General features: G+C 60.1%; 2 protein-coding genes. Both read left to right on the forward strand.

The window, feature by feature from the left end; translation table 11 throughout:
• Entirely contained in the window at positions 1 to 1,338 is a 1,338-nt protein-coding gene (locus tag HV340_RS10630) for a TolC family outer membrane protein (protein ID WP_063924974.1), read from the forward strand.
• A gap of 120 nt (positions 1,339 to 1,458) precedes the next feature.
• On the forward strand, positions 1,459 to 19,464 hold the full coding sequence (locus tag HV340_RS10635) for an Ig-like domain-containing protein (RefSeq protein WP_181216522.1): 18,006 nt from the start codon (positions 1,459 to 1,461) through the stop codon (positions 19,462 to 19,464).
• The last annotated feature ends 21 nt before the right edge of the window (positions 19,465 to 19,485 follow it).

A 19,485-nucleotide genomic window follows, 5' to 3' on the forward strand; every position in this document is an offset into this window, starting at 1 on the left:
ATGACTATCATGCGAAATAATATGTTGCTGAGATTTCCAGTCGCCCTGGCATTAATTTCGTTGGCCTTTAATACGGCCTCTGCGAATAGCCGCCAGGTGGGGATTGCTCCGATTGCCGCGACAACATTAAAAGAGAGTATTCTTTTTGCCATCGATCGCGATCCGTCGATTAGCCAGCAGGCCGCGCAACTGGGAATAGGTCAGGCACAAATAGATGAAGCACGCAGCGGCTGGATGCCACAAATATCGTTAAACGGTAGCACCGGCCATAGCCAGACCACCGATTCCAGCGGCTCGCTGCGCAATTCTGCGGCCTGGGGATTGAGTCTGACGCAGCTGGTATACGATTTTGGCAAGACCAACAACAGCATCGACCAGTCCACGGCGCAGCGCGATAGCTATCGTTACCAGTTGATGAGCACTTTGTCTGCGGTGGCGGAAAAAACGGCGCTCAGCTACGTAGAAGTCAAACGCTATTCCGACCTGTTGCAGGCCGCCAAAGAGAACGTTCAGGCGCTCAAAAACGTTGAACAACTGGCCAAACTCCGCGCCGACGCAGGCGTCAGTTCAACCTCTGACGAGCTTCAGACGCGCACGCGCATTGCCGGTATGCAGGCCACGGTCGAGCAGTATAACGCGGCGTTAAACAGCGCCCGCGCACGGCTTGCGGTGTTGACTGGCATGGAGGCCGAGCGCTATTCACCTGTACCGGCGAAGCTTGCCGTTGAGCAAGATTCGCTTAATCGCATTGATTACTCGGCCATTCCCGCGGTCATGGCCGCGCAGAATATGGAGCGTTCAGCTCAGTATGGCGTGGCAACGGCAAAGTCTCAGCACTGGCCGACGTTAAGCCTGAAAGGAGGCCGCACCCGCTACGAGTCCGACAACCGTTCTTACTGGGATGATCAGATTCAGCTCAATATTGACGCACCGCTATACCAGGGTGGCGCCGTTTCAGCCCGCGTTCGCCAGGCCGAAGGGGCAAGGGCCATGGCATCGTCTCAGGTTGACCAGGCGCGGTTCGATGTCCTGCAAAAAGCCTCTGTCGCGCAGGCTGACTGGACCGGCGCGCAGGGAAGAATGCAGGCAGGGAAGCTGCAGCTGGAAAGCGCATTACGCGCCCGGGATGTTTACAGAAATGAATATACCCTGAGCAAGCGGAGCATTAACGATTTGCTCAGCGTTGAACAGGATGTCTGGCAAGCCACCTCAGCCAAAATAATGGCTGAATATGATGGCTGGAGTTCGGCGATTAATTACGCATCTGCCGTTGATAATTTGATGCCGCTGATCGGAATAGAGAAAAACGCTGCCGCAAAATTACCTGATTTGAGTTAAAAAACACGCGTCTTTTTGTGCGAAATAAGTAAGAAAATAATGGGTGCTTTTTCCCAGGGATAGCTACATCCATTTGGTGGACATATCCACAGGAATCCGGACACCTGCAAGGAGAGGAAAATGAGTAACGTAAAAATTGTTGATGTCATCATTCGCAAAACGGCCGAGAAAACGAAATTAACCGGTGAGGGTAATTTGTCGGTTTCTATTTCTTCGCCGAGTGTGATTGAAATTCAGGGTTCTGCTCAGGATGTTGTGCGTTATGTTCGCCAGGGTAAAGACCTGCTTATTTATATGAAAGACGGCAGCGTTATTCGCTGCAATAACTATTTTGTTGAAGATCCACAGACCCATAATCAATCAGAACTGGTCTTCAACGATCAGCAGGAACTGACGCATATTTCTTTTGCCGATGCCGGGGAAGCGTCTGGCGTTGCTGTTACCGAGTTAACCGCGCAGGCTACGCCGGTTGCCAGCATTGAGCCTTTCCTTGAGCAGGGAAGCGTTCTCAATGACGCGCCATGGGGATGGATTGCAGGCGCTGCGTTGGGCGGCGGTGCCATTGGCGCACTGCTGGCGCACGGGGGTGACGGCGAAACCAAAACCAAAGTCATCGACAACACCAAAGATGTTGAAAGCGCGACGCCGACCTTTTTGCTGACGGACAACGCGGGTGATAAGCAGGGTGTGCTGAGTGGAAAAGCGATCACGGACGACAACACCCCAACCTTTAGCGGTACCGGGCAGCCGGGGGCGACCATTCAGGTTAAAGACAGCAGCGGAAGCACCATTGCCAGCACCATGGTCGGGAAAGAGGGTACCTGGACCGTAAAACTCCCGACTCAGGCTGACGGCGAACATACCTGGTCTGTCGTGCAAATCGACGGGAGCAAAACGACGCAGGCGGGCAGCATTACCGTCACAATCTCTACCGCTGACGCCAGCATCACGCTGGGGACAACGGCCGGTGACAACGTGATCAATGCCAGCGAACACTCCGCTGGCTTTACGCTGTCCGGCACCAGCAAAAATCTGGCGCAGGGAACCGGGCTTACCGTCACGCTGAACGGTAAAACCTACACGGCGGAAGTGGGGGCCGGCGGCGCATGGAGCGTGAACGTGCCTGCCGCGGATGCACAGGCGCTGGGTGATGGCACCTGGACGGTGAACGTCAGCGGTAAAGACGCCGCGGGCAATACCGTGAGCGGCAGCCAGACGATAGGTGTGGATACCAACGCGCCAGCGCTTTCTGTTGATACGATTGCGCAGGACAACATCATCAACGCGGCTGAGCACAACCAGGCGCTGACGCTCACCGGTAAAACCGATGCGGAAGCCGGCCAGATTGTGACGGTAACGCTCAACGGGAAAAATCATACCGCCACGGTGGGGAGCGACGGCACGTGGTCCGTTACGCTGCCCGCCAGCGAGGTGCAATCGCTGGCGAATGGCGACCATACGCTAACGGTGAACGTCAGCGATAAAGCGGGGAACGGATCTTCCACGACCGTCGATTTCACCGTGGACACCACCGCCCCGGTCGTGACGATTAACACCGTTGCTGACGACAATATCCTCAATACCAGCGAGCAGGGCCAGGCGCAGATTATTTCCGGTACGGCGAGCGGCGCCGCAGCAGGGGATGTCGTGAGCGTAACCGTTGGCGGTCAGACCTTCACCGGTGTGGTGCAGGCGGACGGCAGCTGGAGCGTGGGGGTGCCTGCGTCCGTGGTGGGCTTGCTGGGAGAAGGCAACCACAACATTACGGTTTCCGTTACCGATGCCGCGGGCAATACCGGCAGCGCCACACACGGCATTACGCTGAGCGGTAACCCACCGGAATTTACCGTTCATGCCATCAGCCAGGATAACGTTCTCAATGCTCAGGAGGCTATGCAGCCGCTGAGCCTGACCGGCACCAGCACGCTGCCAGACGGCAGCGCCATCACCGTGACGCTGAACAACGTCAATTATCAAACCGTTGTCGAGAACGGGAGCTGGTCAGTTCAGGTACCGGTTTCCGACGTCCTGCAACTGGCGAACACGCTGTACACCGTCAGCGTCAGCGGTACCGACAGCGTGGGCAACAGCGGCTCAGCAGAGGCCACACTGCTGGTTGATACCGTGTTGCCACAGGTGGTCATCAATACCTTTGCCGGCGACAACCGGGTGAATAACGCCGAAGTGGCCGCCGATCAAACGATCAGCGGTCGTGTCACGGGTGCAGCGGCAGGGGATACGGTGTCTGTTTCCGTTGGCGGCAAGCATTACAGCGCCACCGTGGGTAGCGATCTGACCTGGAACCTCACTATCTCGTCTGCGGATCTCAGGGCATTCGGCGACGGCGACCTGACCATTACCGCGTCAGTCACCAACAGCCACGGCAATACGGGCAGCGGCGAGCGCGATATCAATATCAACGCGGCGCTGCCGGGTCTACGCGTTAACACCCTTTCCGGTGATGACGTGATCAATGCCATTGAGCAGCATCAGGATCTTACCGTGACCGGCTCCAGCAGCCATCTGGCCGCAGGCACGCAGATCACCGTCACCATCAATAACGTCGACTATGTCACCGTGGTCAACGCCACCGGTGGCTGGCAGATTGGTGTCCCGGCGAGCGACCTCCAGTCCTGGACGCCGGGCCATATCGCGGTGCACGTCAGTGCAGAAGATGCGTGGGGCAATGCCGTTGCCGCTGAACATCCGATCGAACTCGACCTGAACGCCGTGGCGGTGACTGTTGATGTCATCTCCGGTGATGACCGGCTGAACGCGGCGGAAAAAGGCAGCGATCTCACGCTCTCTGGCCAGACGCAGGGCGTGGAAGCCGGGCAGACTGTGGTGGTGAAATTCGCCGATCGGACCTATACCGCGCAGGTGCAGCAGGATGGCTCCTGGAGCCTGACCGTACCGGCCAGCGCCATGGAAACGTTGATTGACGGCCGCGTGCAGGTGAGCGTCAGCGTGACGAACGTTAACGGCAACAGCGCCGATGCGTCGCGCGTGGTGACGGTCGATACGCTGCCTCCGGACATCACGATCAATAATCTGACCGATGACAACATCATCAGTGCCGCCGAAGCACAGCAGGATATCGTGTTAAGCGGTAGCAGCACGGCGGAAGCGGGCCAGACGGTCACCGTCGCGCTGAACGGTAAAACCTACCAGACCACCGTTCAACATGACGGTAGCTGGCAACTGACAGTACCTGCTGCGGACGTCGGCGCACTGGCCGATGGCACCGTCACGGTAACGGCAACCGTGAGCGATGTGGCAGGTAACAGCAGCAGCACTGATCGCGTCGGGCTGGTGGATGCCACCGTACCGCAGGTGACTATTAACGATTTTGTCACCGATACCAATACCATTAACCAGCTTGCCCATACCCAGGCGCAGGTCCTCAGCGGCTCCGTGACCGGAGCGGCAGCGGGTGATTGGGTCACGGTGACCATCAATAACGTGGATTACACCACCGTGGTGGATGCGGCGGGCAACTGGAGCCTCGGCCTGCCTGCGTCTGTGGTACAGGGCCTGGCGGACGGAACCTGGACGATTACGGTCTCTGTGACCGATCAATCTGGCAACACCGGCAGCAGCACGCTGGAGGTGGTGGTTAATACCGTGACGCCGGAGATAGGTATTCACACTCTGGCGGCGGACGACGTGATTAACGCCACCGAAAAAGGCGAAAACCTGCTGCTTTCCGGGACCAGCAACCAGCCAGAAGGCACCCCGATCACCGTGGCCCTGAATGGCATTCACTACACCGCCATTACGGATGCCAGCGGTAACTGGAGTGTTACCGTACCGGCCTCCGCAGTAAGCGCGCTGGGCGAGGCGCACTACACGGTGACGGCGAGCGTCACGGACAGTGTGGGTAATAGCGCGTCGGCCACGCATGATGTGCTGGTAGACAGCTCGCTGCCGGTGGTCACGCTCAACACGCTGGCGGGCGATAACATCATCAACGCGGCGGAACTGGCGGCAGGCCAGACCCTGACGGGGAAAGTCGCCAACGCGGCGGCAGGCGACATTGTCACCCTTACCCTGGGCGGCCAGACGTATACCGTTGCGGTGCAGGACGATCTTACCTGGAGCCTGCCGTTAACCCAGAGCCAGTTAACCGCGCTCGGTAACGGTGAGCTGACGGTTACGGCCAGCGTGACGAATGCGCACGGAAACACCGGTTCTGCCGCGCTGGACTTCACCATCGACGCCCAGTTGCCTGGTCTGCGTATTGATACCGTGGCGGGCGACGATGTTATCAATATCATTGAGCACGGGCAGAACCTGATTGTTTCCGGTACCAGCACCGATCTGGCCGCGGGCAGCACCGTTACCGTGACCATTAACAACATTGAGTACGTCGCCACGGTCCTGGCCGACGGAACCTGGAAAGCGGCTGTGCCTGCGGCGGATGTCAGCCAGTGGCCGGACGGTCCTCTCAACATTACAGCCCGCGCACAGGATGCTTCCGCCAACCCGGTGAATATCGGGACCGTGGTGGATGTCGATCTCGCCCCGGTCGCGATAAGCGTTAACAGCGTAACCCCTGATAACGTGCTCAATGCGGCAGAGAAGGGACACGATCTGGCGCTCTCCGGCACCACGTCTGGGATCGAAGCCGGTCAGACGGTGACGGTCACCTTTGGTGGCAAAAGCTACACCACCACCGTGGATGCGAATGGCAACTGGGCTTACACCGTTCCGGCTGCGGATGTAAGCGGCCTGAAAGAGGGCGATGCCCGCGTTCAGGTGAGCGTGAGCAACGTGAATGGCAACCCGGCGTCTTCGTCACACGAATTCAGCGTCGATACCACTGCGCCGGCGGTCACCATCAATACGGTCAGTCACGACAACATGCTCAATGCGGCAGAGGCGGCACAGGATCTCACCCTGAGCGGCACCTCGACTGCCGAAGCGGGGCAGACGGTCACGGTGACCTTTAATGGCAATCAATACACCGCACAGGTACAGGCTGACGGCAGCTGGACGCTTGACGTGCCGGCAGCCGATCTGGCCGGTATCACCGACGGCACAGCCGTCGTTACGGCGACCGTGTCGGATAAAGCCGGTAACCCGGCCAGCACGGATGCGTCTGTGCTGGTGGACACTACCGTGCCGCAGATCACCTTCAACACCGTTGCCGGTGATGACATTCTGAATATTGCTGAACACGGTCAGGCGCTGATCGTTTCTGGCACAGTCACCGGGGCACAGGCAGGCGACGTGATCACCGTGACGATGAACGGTAAAAATTACAGCGCAATGCTGGACGCGTCCGGCAACTGGAGTATGGGTATTCCGGCGGCTGACGCGGGCGCGCTGGGCAATGGCGACCATACGATGTCTGCGACCCTCACCGACAAAGCGGGCAACAGCACCACGCAGACGCATGAGATTGCGGTTTCCCTGACCGCTCCGGTTATCGCTATCAATACCGTTGCGGGCGATGATGTGATCAATGCCATCGAGAAAGGCGAAGATCTGCAACTCTCCGGCACCAGCAACCAGCCGGACGGCACCACGATCGTCGTGACCCTGAATGGCATTAACTACACTGCCACGACTGACGCCAGCGGCAACTGGAGCGTGACGGTACCGGCAGCAAACGTCTCGGCGCTGGGCGAAGCGAACTACACCGTTACCGCGAGCGTGACCGATACCGCAGGCAACAGCGCGAGCACCAGCCATCAGGCACTTGTCGACAGTGCGCTACCGGTGGTGACCGTTAACGCTGTCGCCATTGATGATGTCATCAATGCGGCGGAAGTGACTGCGGGACAGACCCTGAGCGGAAAAGTCAGCGGTGCCGCAAGTGGTGACACTGTCACGATTTCAATGGGGGGCAACACCTGGACCGCCACCGTTCAGGATGATCTGAGCTGGTCGGTCAATGTGCCGCCTGAAGTCTTAAAGGCCATTGGCAACGGCGATTTGACCGTGACGGCAAGCGTCACTAACGGTCACGGCAATACCGGCTCCGGCAGCCGCGACATCACCATTGATGCCAACCTGCCGGGTCTGCGGGTCGATACCGTGGCGGGCGACGATGTGATTAACAGCATCGAGCATGGTCAAAACCTGATTATTAGCGGCTCCAGTGATGGGCTGAAAACCGGCTCTGCGTTGACGGTGACCGTCAATGGTAAAACCTATGCGGCGACGGTTCTGGCCGACGGAACCTGGGCGGCAGCGATCCCGGCCGCCGACGTCAGCGCGCTGAGCGCAGGCAAGGTGACGGTAACCGTTGAGGGTCAGAGCACCGCAGGAAACCCGGTGACGATCGCGCATGACGTCACGGTCGATCTGGCCGCGGTGGCGATCAGCGTCAACGCGATTGCCACCGACGACGTGATCAACGCGGCGGAAAAAGGCACGGACCTGGTCCTGTCGGGTACCACCACCCACGTCGAAGCCAACCAGACCGTGTATATCACCTTTGGCGGCAAGTCTTACACCGCGACCGTGGATGCCAGCGGTAACTGGACCGCTACCGTGCCTTCTGCTGATTTAGGCAGCCTGAAGGAGGGCGATGCCAGCGTGCAGGTTAGCGTCACCAACGTGAACGGCAACAGCGCGTCAGCGGGCCGTGAATACAGCGTGGATACGACCGCGCCGACGGTCACTATCGACATTGTCAGCGACAACAACATCATTAATGCGTCTGAAACGCAGCAGGATTTGGTGGTTAACGGCATCACAAACGCGGAAGCGGGTCAGACCGTGACCGTTACGCTGAACGGCAAGGATTACACCACCGCCGTGCAGGCGGATGGCAGCTGGAGCCTGAGCGTACCGTCAACCGACCTGAGCGGCATTACCGACGGAAACTACACCATCACCGCGGCGGTATCCGACAAAGCGGGTAACCCGGCCTCGGTGGATCGTGACGTGCTGGTGGATACCACGGTGCCGCAGTTGACCATTCACACCGTTTCGGATGACGACGTCATCAACAGCGTTGAGCACGCGCAGGCGCTGATTGTCACCGGGTCTGTCACCGGCGCGGCAGCGGGTGATGTGGTCACCGTCACCATCAATAATAAATCTTACACCGCCACGCTGGATGCTGCGGGCAACTGGAGCGTGGGAGTGCCTGCGGTCGACGTCAATGCTCTGGCCGCCGGGGATCACACCATCACCGCGACCCTGACCGATAAAGCGGGTAACAGCAACAGTGCGACGCACGACGTGGCCGTCAACCTTACCGCTCCGGTGCTGACCATTGACACCGTTTCAGACGACGATGTCATCAATAGCACCGAGAAAACGCAGGATCTCACCCTCACCGGCACCGCGTCAGGTCTGGCGGCGGGCGCGATCGTCACCGTGATGCTGAACGGCAAAGCCTACAGCGCGACGGTGGATGATAACGGGCTGTGGACGGCTACCGTACCGGCGGATCAGGTCGGCGCACTGGGTGAAGCGATCTACACCCTCACCGCGTCTGCAACCGATGCTGTTGGCAACAGTACCAGCGTGACTCACACCGTGAACGTGGAGTCTGTCCTGCCGGGTGTCACCATCAACACCGTGGCTGGCGACGATATTATCAATACCGCGGAGCTGGCGACCGGCCAGACTCTCAGCGGTACCGTGGTGAATGCCGAAGCAGGCAACACCGTCACCGTGACCCTCGGCGGTAACACCCTGACCGCCACGGTGCAGGATGACCTGACCTGGTCCGTCAACGTACCGCAGTCCATGTTAACCGCACTGGGTAACGGCGAACTGACCGTCACCGCCAGCGTGACTAACGGCGTGGGCAACAGCGGCACCGGCGAGCGCGATATCACCATCGACGCCAGCCTGCCGGGCCTGCGCGTGGATACCGTGGCGGGTGACGATGTGATCAACAGCATCGAGCATGGTCAGAACCTGATCGTGACCGGCACCAGCGAAGGACTGGCGGCAGGGACCGCACTGACCGTAACGGTAAATAATAAAACCTATCCGGCCACCGTGCTGGCTGACGGCACCTGGAGTGCGGCTATTCCGGCGGCCGATGTTGGCGCGCTGGCGGCAGGCACGGTAGCTGTCACCGTTGAGGGGCAGAACAGCGCCGGTACGCCGGTGTCCATTACCCACAATGTGACGGTGGACCTTGCGGCGGTCGCCATCGGGATTGACGCCATTGCCACGGATGATGTGATTAACGCGGCTGAGAAGGGCGCGGACCTGGTGCTCTCTGGCACCACCTCCAACGTGGAGGAGAATCAGACCGTCAGCATCCTCTTCGGCGGTAAAACCTATACGGCGTCGGTGGATGCAGACGGCAAATGGACGGCGACGGTGCCGTCTGCTGACCTGACCGGTCTGAAAGAGGGCGATGCCAGCGTGCAGGTGAGCGTCACCAACGTCAACGGCAACAGCGCGTCTGCGGGCCGCGAGTACAGCGTGGACACCACCGCGCCGTCCGTAACGATTAACACCCTGGCGGCTGACGACATCCTGAATGCGACCGAAGCGAAAGCTGACCTGACGGTGTCCGGTACCAGCACCGCCGAAGCGGGCCAGACGGTCACTGTAAGCCTGAACGGGAAGGACTACACCACTACCGTGGGCGCAGACGGCAACTGGACGCTGGACGTTCCGGCAGCCGACCTGGCGGCGCTCACGGACGGCAGCGTGACCGTGACGGCCGCCGTCAGTGACAAGGCGGGTAACCCGGCCTCGGTGGCTCACAACCTGGCTGTCGACGTGACGGTGCCGGTCGTGACCATCAACACCGTGGCGGGCGACGACGTGATTAACGTGGCTGAGCATGCGCAGGCGCAGATCGTCAGCGGCTCCGCCACCGGCGCGGCGGCGGGCGATAAAGTCACCGTGACCCTTGGCAGCCAGACCTACACCACCGTGCTGGACGCCGCGGGCAACTGGAGCGTGGGCGTTCCGGCGAACGTGATTTCCGCGCTGCAGGATGGCACCGTGACGGTCAGCGTCAGCGTCACCGATGCCGCGGGCAATACCGGATCCGGCACCCATAACGTGACCGTCGATACCGGGCTGCCTTCCGTGGGCTTCAGTACCCTGAGTGGCGACAATGTGCTGAACGCGGTGGAGAAAGGTCAGGATCTGAGCGTCAGCGGTACCAGCGCCAACCTTGCGGAAGGTACCCTGGTCACCGTGACCCTGAACGGCAAACAGTACACCGCAACAACCGCGGCGGACGGCGGCTGGAGCCTGACGGTACCGGCAGCGGATCTGGCCGCGCTGGGTGAGGCGAACTACACCCTGAGCGCAACCGCGACGAACACCGTGGGGAACAGCGTCAGCAATACGGCGAACCTGCAGGTCGACACCGCGCTGCCAACCGTCATCATCAACACCGTGGCCGGTGACAACGTGATCAATGCGGCGGAAGTGGCGGCAGGTCAGACGATCGGCGGGAAAGTGATGAACGCCGAAGCGGGCAATACCGTCACCGTTACGATGGGCGGTAACAGCTGGACGGCGACGGTGCAGGATGACCTGACCTGGTCCGTCAACGTGCCTTCAGAGGTGCTGACGGCGCTGGGTAACGGCGGACTGAGCGTGACGGCCACCGTCACCAACGGGCACGGCAATACCGGTTCCGGCGAACGCGATATCACCATTGACGCCAGCCTGCCGGGCCTGCGTGTCGATACCGTGGCAGGTGACGATGTGATTAACAGCATCGAGCATGGTCAGAACCTGATTGTCAGCGGCTCCAGCGATGGGCTGGCAGCGGGCACGGCACTGACCATCACCGTGAACGGCAAAACCTATGCGGCGTCCGTACTGGCGGACGGGACCTGGAACGCAGCCGTGCCGGCCGCAGACGTCAGCGCGTGGCCGGAAGGCACCGTGAAAATTACCGTTACCGGCGATAGCCCGACGGGCAACCCGATGACCATCAGCCACGACGTGACGGTGGATCTGGCGACCGTGGCGATCAGCATTAACGCCATCGCTACCGACGACGTGATTAACGCGGCGGAAAAAGGGACCGATCTGGTGCTGTCAGGTGCGACCACCAACGTGGAAGCCGGACAGACCGTCTCACTCGCCATGGGCGGTAAAATCTATACCACCACTGTCGATGCCAGCGGTAACTGGACTTATACCGTACCGTCTGCCGACCTGACCGGTCTGAAAGAGGGCGATGCCCGCGTGCAGGTGAGCGTCACCAACGTCAACGGCAACAGCGCGTCTGCGGGGCGCGAGTACAGCGTGGACACCACCGCGCCGTCCGTAACGATTAACACCCTGGCGGCTGATGACATCCTGAATGCGACCGAAGCGAAAGCTGACCTGACGGTGTCCGGTACCAGCACCGCCGAAGCGGGCCAGACGGTCACCGTAAGCCTGAACGGGAAGCACTACACCACTACCGTGGGCGCAGACGGTAACTGGACGCTGGACGTTCCGGCAGCCGACCTGGCGGCGCTTACGGACGGCAGCGTGACCGTGACGGCCGCCGTCAGTGACAAGGCGGGCAATCCGGCCTCGGTGGATCATAACCTGGCTGTTGACGTGACGGTGCCGGTCGTGACCATCAACACCGTGGCGGGCGACGACGTGATTAACGTGGCTGAGCATGCACAGGCACAGATCGTCAGCGGCTCCGCCACCGGCGCGGCGGCGGGCGATAAAGTCACCGTGACCCTTGGCGGCCAGACCTACACCACCGTGCTGGACGCCGCGGGCAACTGGAGCGTGGGCGTTCCGGCGAACGTGATTTCCGCGCTGCAGGATGGCACCGTGACGGTCAGCGTCAGCGTCACCGATGCCGCGGGCAATACCGGATCCGGCACCCATAACGTGACCGTCGATACCGGGCTGCCTTCCGTGGGCTTCGATACCCTCAGCGGCGACAACGTGCTGAACGCGGTGGAGAAAGGTCAGGATCTGAGCGTCAGCGGTACCAGTGCCAACCTTGCGGAAGGCACCCTGGTCACCGTGACCCTGAACGGTAAACAGTACACCGCAACAACCGCGGCGGACGGCGGCTGGAGCCTGACGGTACCGGCAGCGGATCTGGCCGCGCTGGGTGAGGCGAACTATACCCTGAGCGCAACCGCGACGAACACCGTGGGTAACAGCGTCAGCAATACGGCGAACCTGCAGGTCGACACCGCGCTGCCGACCGTCATCATCAACACCGTGGCCGGTGACAACGTGATCAATGCGGCGGAAGTGGCGGCAGGCCAGACGATCGGCGGGAAAGTGGTGAACGCCAAAGCGGGTAACACCGTGACGGTCTCTGTCGGTGGCAATACCTACACCACAACGGTACAGAGCGATCTGAGCTGGTCTGTAGACGTCCCGCAGTCCGTGCTGACCGCGCTGGGTAATGGCGACCTGACCGTCACCGCAACGGTTACCAACGGGCACGGCAATACCGGTTCCGGCGAGCGTGATATCTCCATCGATGCCAGCCTGCCGGGCCTGCGAGTCGATACCGTGGCAGGCGACGATGTGATCAACAGCATTGAGCATGGTCAGAACCTGATTGTCAGCGGCTCCAGCGATGGGCTGGCAGCGGGGACCATGCTTACGGTAACGGTGAACGGCAAAACCTATGCGGCGTCCGTACTGGCTGACGGGACCTGGAACGCGGCTATTCCGGCGGCGGATGTAAGCGCGCTGCCGGCAGGAACGGTAAGCGTTACCGTTGCAGGCCAAAGCACCACGGGCAACCCGGTGACCATCAGCCATGACGTCACTGTTGATCTGGCGGCCGTCGCCATCAGCATTGATACCATTGCCGTTGACGATGTGATTAACGCGGCGGAGAAAGGGGCAGATCTGCTGCTTTCCGGCACCACCAGCAACGTGGAAGCCAACCAGACCGTCAGCATCACCTTTGGCGGCAAGCACTACACGGCCACCGTTGATGCCAGCGGTAACTGGACTTATACCGTACCGTCTGCTGACCTGGCCGGTCTGAAAGACGGCGATGCCAGCGTACAGGTGAGCGTCACCAACGTGAACGGCAACAGCGCCTCAGCAGGGCGCGAATACAGCGTCGATGCGACCGCGCCTGCCGTGACGATTGATACGGTTGCCGGCGACAACGTGATCAACGCCAGCGAAGCGTCTGCAGGTGTGGCCATCACCGGCACCACCACGGCAGAAGCGGGTCAGACGGTCACCGTAACGCTCGGCGATAAGCAGTACACCGCGCAGGTTCAGTCAGGCGGCACGTGGAGTGTGAATGTGCCCGGGGCCGACCTGACCGCGATGGCCGACAACGGCTACACCGTACAGGTTAGCGTGAACGATGCGGCCGGTAACCCAGGCAGTGCGGATAAAGCCATTACCCTTGACACCACGCCACCGGTTATCAGCTTTAACGCGGTCGCCGTTGATGATGTGATCAACAGCGTGGAGCATGCGCAGGCGCAGATCGTCAGCGGTAGTGCAACCGGTGCAAACGTCGGCGACAGGCTGGTGATTACCGTCGGGTCTCATCAGTACACGACAACCGTGGATGCGAGCGGCAACTGGAGTGTGGGCGTACCGGCCAGCGTAATTTCCTCGCTGGCTGACGGCACCGCGACCCTCAGCGCAACCATTACCGACAGTGCGGGCAACAGCAGCACGAAGACCCATGATGTGGTGGTCAACACGGCCTCGGTGGCGCTGACCGTGAATACCATTGCCGGCGACGACGTGATCAACGCGGCAGAAGCAGGCACCTCGCTGGTGATTAACGGCTCGAGCGCGCAGTTTGCCAGCGGGACGCAGGTCACGGTAACCCTGAACGGTAAAAGCTACACCGCCACCATTCAGAGCGACGGCTCCTGGACGACTACCGTGCCGGCTGCTGATGTGGGCGCACTGACCGATGGCGGACATTATCCTGTCGCCGTTGCTGCCCAGGACAGCGCGGGCAACAGCGCGTCGGCAACGCACAGCATCAGCGTGGATACCACCGCGCCGGTGATCGGTGTGAATACGCTCTCTGGCGACGACGTGTTAAATGCAGCAGAAGCACAGCAGCCGCTGACCGTGCACGGTTCTACCAGCGCGGAAGCCGGGCAGACCGTTACCGTAACGCTGGGGGGTAAAACCTACAGCGCAACGGTGGCGAACGATGGTACGTGGACGCTGGATGTGCCGGCCGCCGACCTGGCGGCCCTGAATCAAGGGGCGCTGACGCTGACCGCTTCAGTCAACGATAAAGCGGGTAACAGCGGACAGACTGCTCACACCCTAACGGTGGATACCGTGGCGCCAACCGTAACCATCGGCACTGTGGCGGATGACGATATTGTCAATAACGCTGAGCAGCTGGCAGGCCAGACCATCAGCGGCACCACCACGGCGGAACAGGGCCAGACGGTGACGGTTTCCTTCAACGATCACAACTATCAGGCGACCGTGGGGGCGGACGGCTCGTGGTCGGTCTTTGTGCCGGGGCATGATTTCCTCGGCCTGAGCGACGGGAATTACACCCTAACGGCGACGGTGAACGATAAGGCCGGTAACCCGGGCAGCGCGACGCACGACGTGACGCTGAACGGTGATGTCCCGACCATAACTATCCACACCTTTGCGCAGGACGATATCGTCAGCGCCGCTGAACATGGTATCCCTCTGGTGGTCAGTGGTACCACCGACGCGCCTGCGGGCCAGACGGTGACCATCACCCTGAACGGCAAAACCTACACCACAACCGTGCAGGCTGACGGTAGCTGGAACTACACCGTAGGCAGTGCAGACGTGACCGCGCTGGCAGACGGAGGATCGTATGTGATCCATGCCCAGGTGAGTAACACCATCGGTAACACTGCCAGCGACGATCACACCGTGACCGTGGATCTGACCGCGCCGTCAATTGGGATCAGTATCGACGCCCTGCAAAACGATACCGGGCTGAGCGCGAGTGATTTCATCACCAACGACAGCCAGATTATTGTTAACGGTTCATTGACCGCGCAGCTCGGCAATAACGAGAAAGCGCAGATCAGCGTGGACGGCGGGGCGAGCTGGATTGACCTGGCCGTCACGGGCACCACCTGGCGCTACACCGATGGCCGCACCCTGACGGACGGTACGTATCAGTACCAGGTCCGCGTGATTGATAACGCGGGTAACGTAGGGGCAACGGACAGCCAGAACGTGGTGGTGGATCTCACCGCGCCTGCGGCGACGACCATTACGGTCGATTCCGTCAGTCAGGATACCGGTTTGTCTGGCAGCGACTTTATCACCAGCGATAACCAGATCAGCCTGAAAGGGACGCTCGGTGCGGCGCTGGGGAGTGGCGATCACGCGCAGATCAGCCTCGACGGCGGCGTAACCTGGACGGATGTCAGCGTCAGCGGACTGAGCTGGACCTGGGTTGATACCCGCACGCTGGCGGACGGCGATTATAACTATCAGCTTCGCGTGATTGACGATGCGGGCAATATCAGCGCCACCACCAGCCAGGTGGTCACCATTGATACCGTGGCACCTGATGCCAGTAAAACCATCGTCATTGACAGCATCAGCGATGACACTGGCCTGAGCAGCAGCGACTTTATCACCCATGATACCTCGCTGACGCTGCATGGCTCGCTCGGTGCGACGCTGGCTGACGGCGAATATGCGCAAATCAGCATCGACGGTGGCGTGACCTGGCAGAACGTGATTGTCACCGGCAACAGCTGGTACTACGTGGACGGCCGTACGTTGGGTAATGCCACCTATGACTATTATGTGCGCGTGGTGGATGCCGCAGGTAACGTGGGATCCAGTGCCCATCAGCAGGTGACTGTCGATACGGTCGCCCCGGATGCGGCGATTACGGTGACCGTGGATAACATCACCGTGGATACCGGCTTTGACAACAACGACTTCCTGACCAGTTCAACGTCATACACCCTGAACGGGACGCTGGGGGCGCAACCCGGTGCGGGCGAGTATGTTCAGGTCAGTATGGATGGCGGCACCACCTGGGTTAACGCGACGGTGAATGGCACACAGTGGAGCTATAACGACACGCGTACCCTGGCCGACGGTAGCTATAACTATCAGGTGCGGGTGGTCGATCTGGCCGGAAACGTCGGGGCAACCACGTCGCAGACGGTCACGGTTGATACCCACGCGCCTCAGTACGGCATCACCATTGACAGCATCAGTGAAGATACCGGGCAGTCCGGCACTGATTTCATCACCATGGACACCACGCTTACGCTCAACGGCTCGCTTGGCAGCGCGCTGGCCAATGATGAACGCGTGCAGATTAGCCTGGACGGCGGGAATACCTGGACAGATGCAACGGTAACCAACCAGCGCTGGAGCTACACCGATACCCGCGATCTGGCTGACGGTGATTACACCTATCAGGTGCGGATTATCGACCAGGCAGGCAACGTGGGCTCAACCTCATCGCAGGTGGTGACGGTGGATACCACGCCGCCAACCACCGTGGGAACCGTGGTGAGCTATACCGATGACGAAGGTGAGCGTCTGGGCTCCTTTGGCAGCGCGATGGCGACGGATGACAGCTCGCCGCTGATCAACGGAACGCTGAACCGCGCGCCGGATGACGGTGAGATTGTGCAGCTTTATCGTGACGGGATCCTGCTGGGCCAGGTCACGATGAACGGTAGCGCAAGCTGGTCCTTCCAGGATAACGGCCTGAGCGATGGCAATCATACGTATATCCTGCGGGTAACCGATAAAGCCGGTAACTATACGGAATCGGACGGGTTTGTACTGAACGTCGATACCAGTATCCCGACCACCACGGCGGCAATTACCGCGCAGACAACATCGGATACCACGCCGATTGTCAGCGGAACGGTCTCCGCGGATCTGGTGAACGGCGAGTACCTGGTGGTGAATGTGAACGGTAAAACCTACACCTCGCAGACGGGCGGCGCGGTGGTGGTCGACCCGGATCACAACACCTGGTATCTGCAGATCCCGGACAGCGATGCACTGAGCGTTGCCAGCTATAACGTAACGGCACAGGTGAAGAGCAGCGCGGGTAACGGCAATACCACCGGGACGGCGAGCGGCAGCCTGGTGATTGACACCACCACGGTGAATACCAGTTGGGCCACCACGGCGGGTAACAGCGAAAACTCGACCATGACCGTCGGCATGAACAGCAGCGGCCTGTGGAATATCATTGCTAACGGACAGTCCTATTCCAGCAGTGATGATTCAACCTACGCGGCGAACGCGCTGACCAATACGCGTGGCTTCCCTGCCGTAAGCCAGACCGCCGCCGATTTCGACCGTAACGGCACGCAGGACATCTTTGCGACTGAAACCACCTACGGCGGGTCTACACAGGTGATGTGGACCTACGATGGCAGCACTTACAACGCCAGCCAACTGGGTATGGGAACCACTATCTGGTACGGCGGTGTCATTGCCTACGATAAAACCGGTGACGGGTATCTGGACCTTGCGTATGGCGATGCCGGTGCGGACTCCATTACCTACCTTATTAACAACAAGGGGGTACTCACGCCGGATGGGAACTATGGCGGCGCCGGGTTCTGGGGACAATTCACCACCATGCGTGAAATCTCCGGCGTTGACCTGAATAACGACGGCACCGTGGATGTGGTTCAGCACACCAACCGCAGCGGCGCGTACTCGCTTACCGTGATTAACAACAACGGTAACGGGACGTTATCCCTCGGTCAGAACCTGACTAACGTGTTTGTGGCAAACGTGGCGAATACCACCACAGCGGCGTCGATGACGTGGGCGGATTTCAACGGCGATGGCTACATGGATCTGTACCTGGGCAGCAGCTACAACAACAACGGCGGGGTGATCTACTACAACGACGGTACCGGGAAACTGTCCACCACCAAGAGCGCGGTTGAGGCCTCTAACGCGTCAGCAGGGTATCTGTCGGTGGCGGTGGACTGGAACGCTGACGGCCAGATGGACGTCATCAAGCTCAGTACCTACAGCGGAGCGCAGACCGCAACCCTGTTTACCAACAACGGTTACGGTTCAAGCTGGACATCAAGTCAGCTGGCTTCCGGACTGGCGAACGTCACCGGTGTGGCCGCCGTGGATTACAACTGGGACGGCGCGCAGGATCTGCTGGTGTCGCAGCAGAACGGCAAAGTGGTGCTGGTGCAAAACAGCAAAACCGTTGCCGACGGCACGGCGATGCATCTGCACATTGTCGACAGTGAGGGTATCAACGCCTACTACGGTAATACGGTCAATCTGTATAACGCGGCGGGCGTACTGGTGGCCTCGCAGATCATCAACGCCCAGTCCGGTATTGGTTCGAACGATACCTCTGCACTGGTGAGTTTCTACGGTCTGGATCCGAATGAAACTTACTCGGCCGAGATCCTGAAAATCACCAATGACGTGTCGGATAACGTCACCTGGAGCGGTCTGGAAGCCGGCAACGGCAAAGAGGGCTACGTGCTCACTGCCGAAGCAGCAACCGGGGGGCACAGCGGGACGCTTACCGGTACCGGGTATAACGACACCTTTATCGCCGAGGACGGCACGTATACCTATAACGGTTCCGGCGGCTGGACGACCCACTCGGATCACGACACCTGGAGTAACACCGGGGGGATGGACGTGGTGGACTACCGCAATGCGACGTCCGGCGTGACCGTCGACCTGCGTCTTTCTACCGCGCAGGACACCGGGTTTGGTACCTCACGCCTGCTGAACATTGAGGGCATTAACGGCTCGGACTTTGACGATGTCATTACCGGCAACAGCGGTAACAACCAGTTCGAAGGCCGTGGCGGTAACGACACGTTCAATATTGGCAGCGGCGGTCACGATACGCTGCTCTACACGTTGATCAACGCCTCCAATGCCACAGGCGGTAACGGCAGTGATGTGGTGAACGGCTTTACGGTAGGCACCTGGGAAGGCACGGCGGATACGGATCGTATTGACCTGCGCGACCTGCTTTCAGGCAGCGGCTACACCGGTACGGGCTCAGCGAGCTATGTGAACGGGGTCGCCACGCTGGACGGCAGTGCGGGGAATATCACCGATTACATCCGCGTGGTGCAAAACGGCAGCAATACCGAAATCCAGGTTGACCTGGACGGTAGCGGCGGTCAGTTCTCACCCACAACGCTGGTCACGCTGAACGGCGTGCAGACCGATCTGGCTACGCTGCTGGCAAATCATCAACTGTTAATTGCGTAAAACTATGCCGCGAGGAGCGAT

The sequence above is a fragment of the Enterobacter sp. RHBSTW-00975 genome, from assembly GCF_013615235.1.
GTDB lineage: Bacteria > Pseudomonadota > Gammaproteobacteria > Enterobacterales > Enterobacteriaceae > Enterobacter > Enterobacter ludwigii.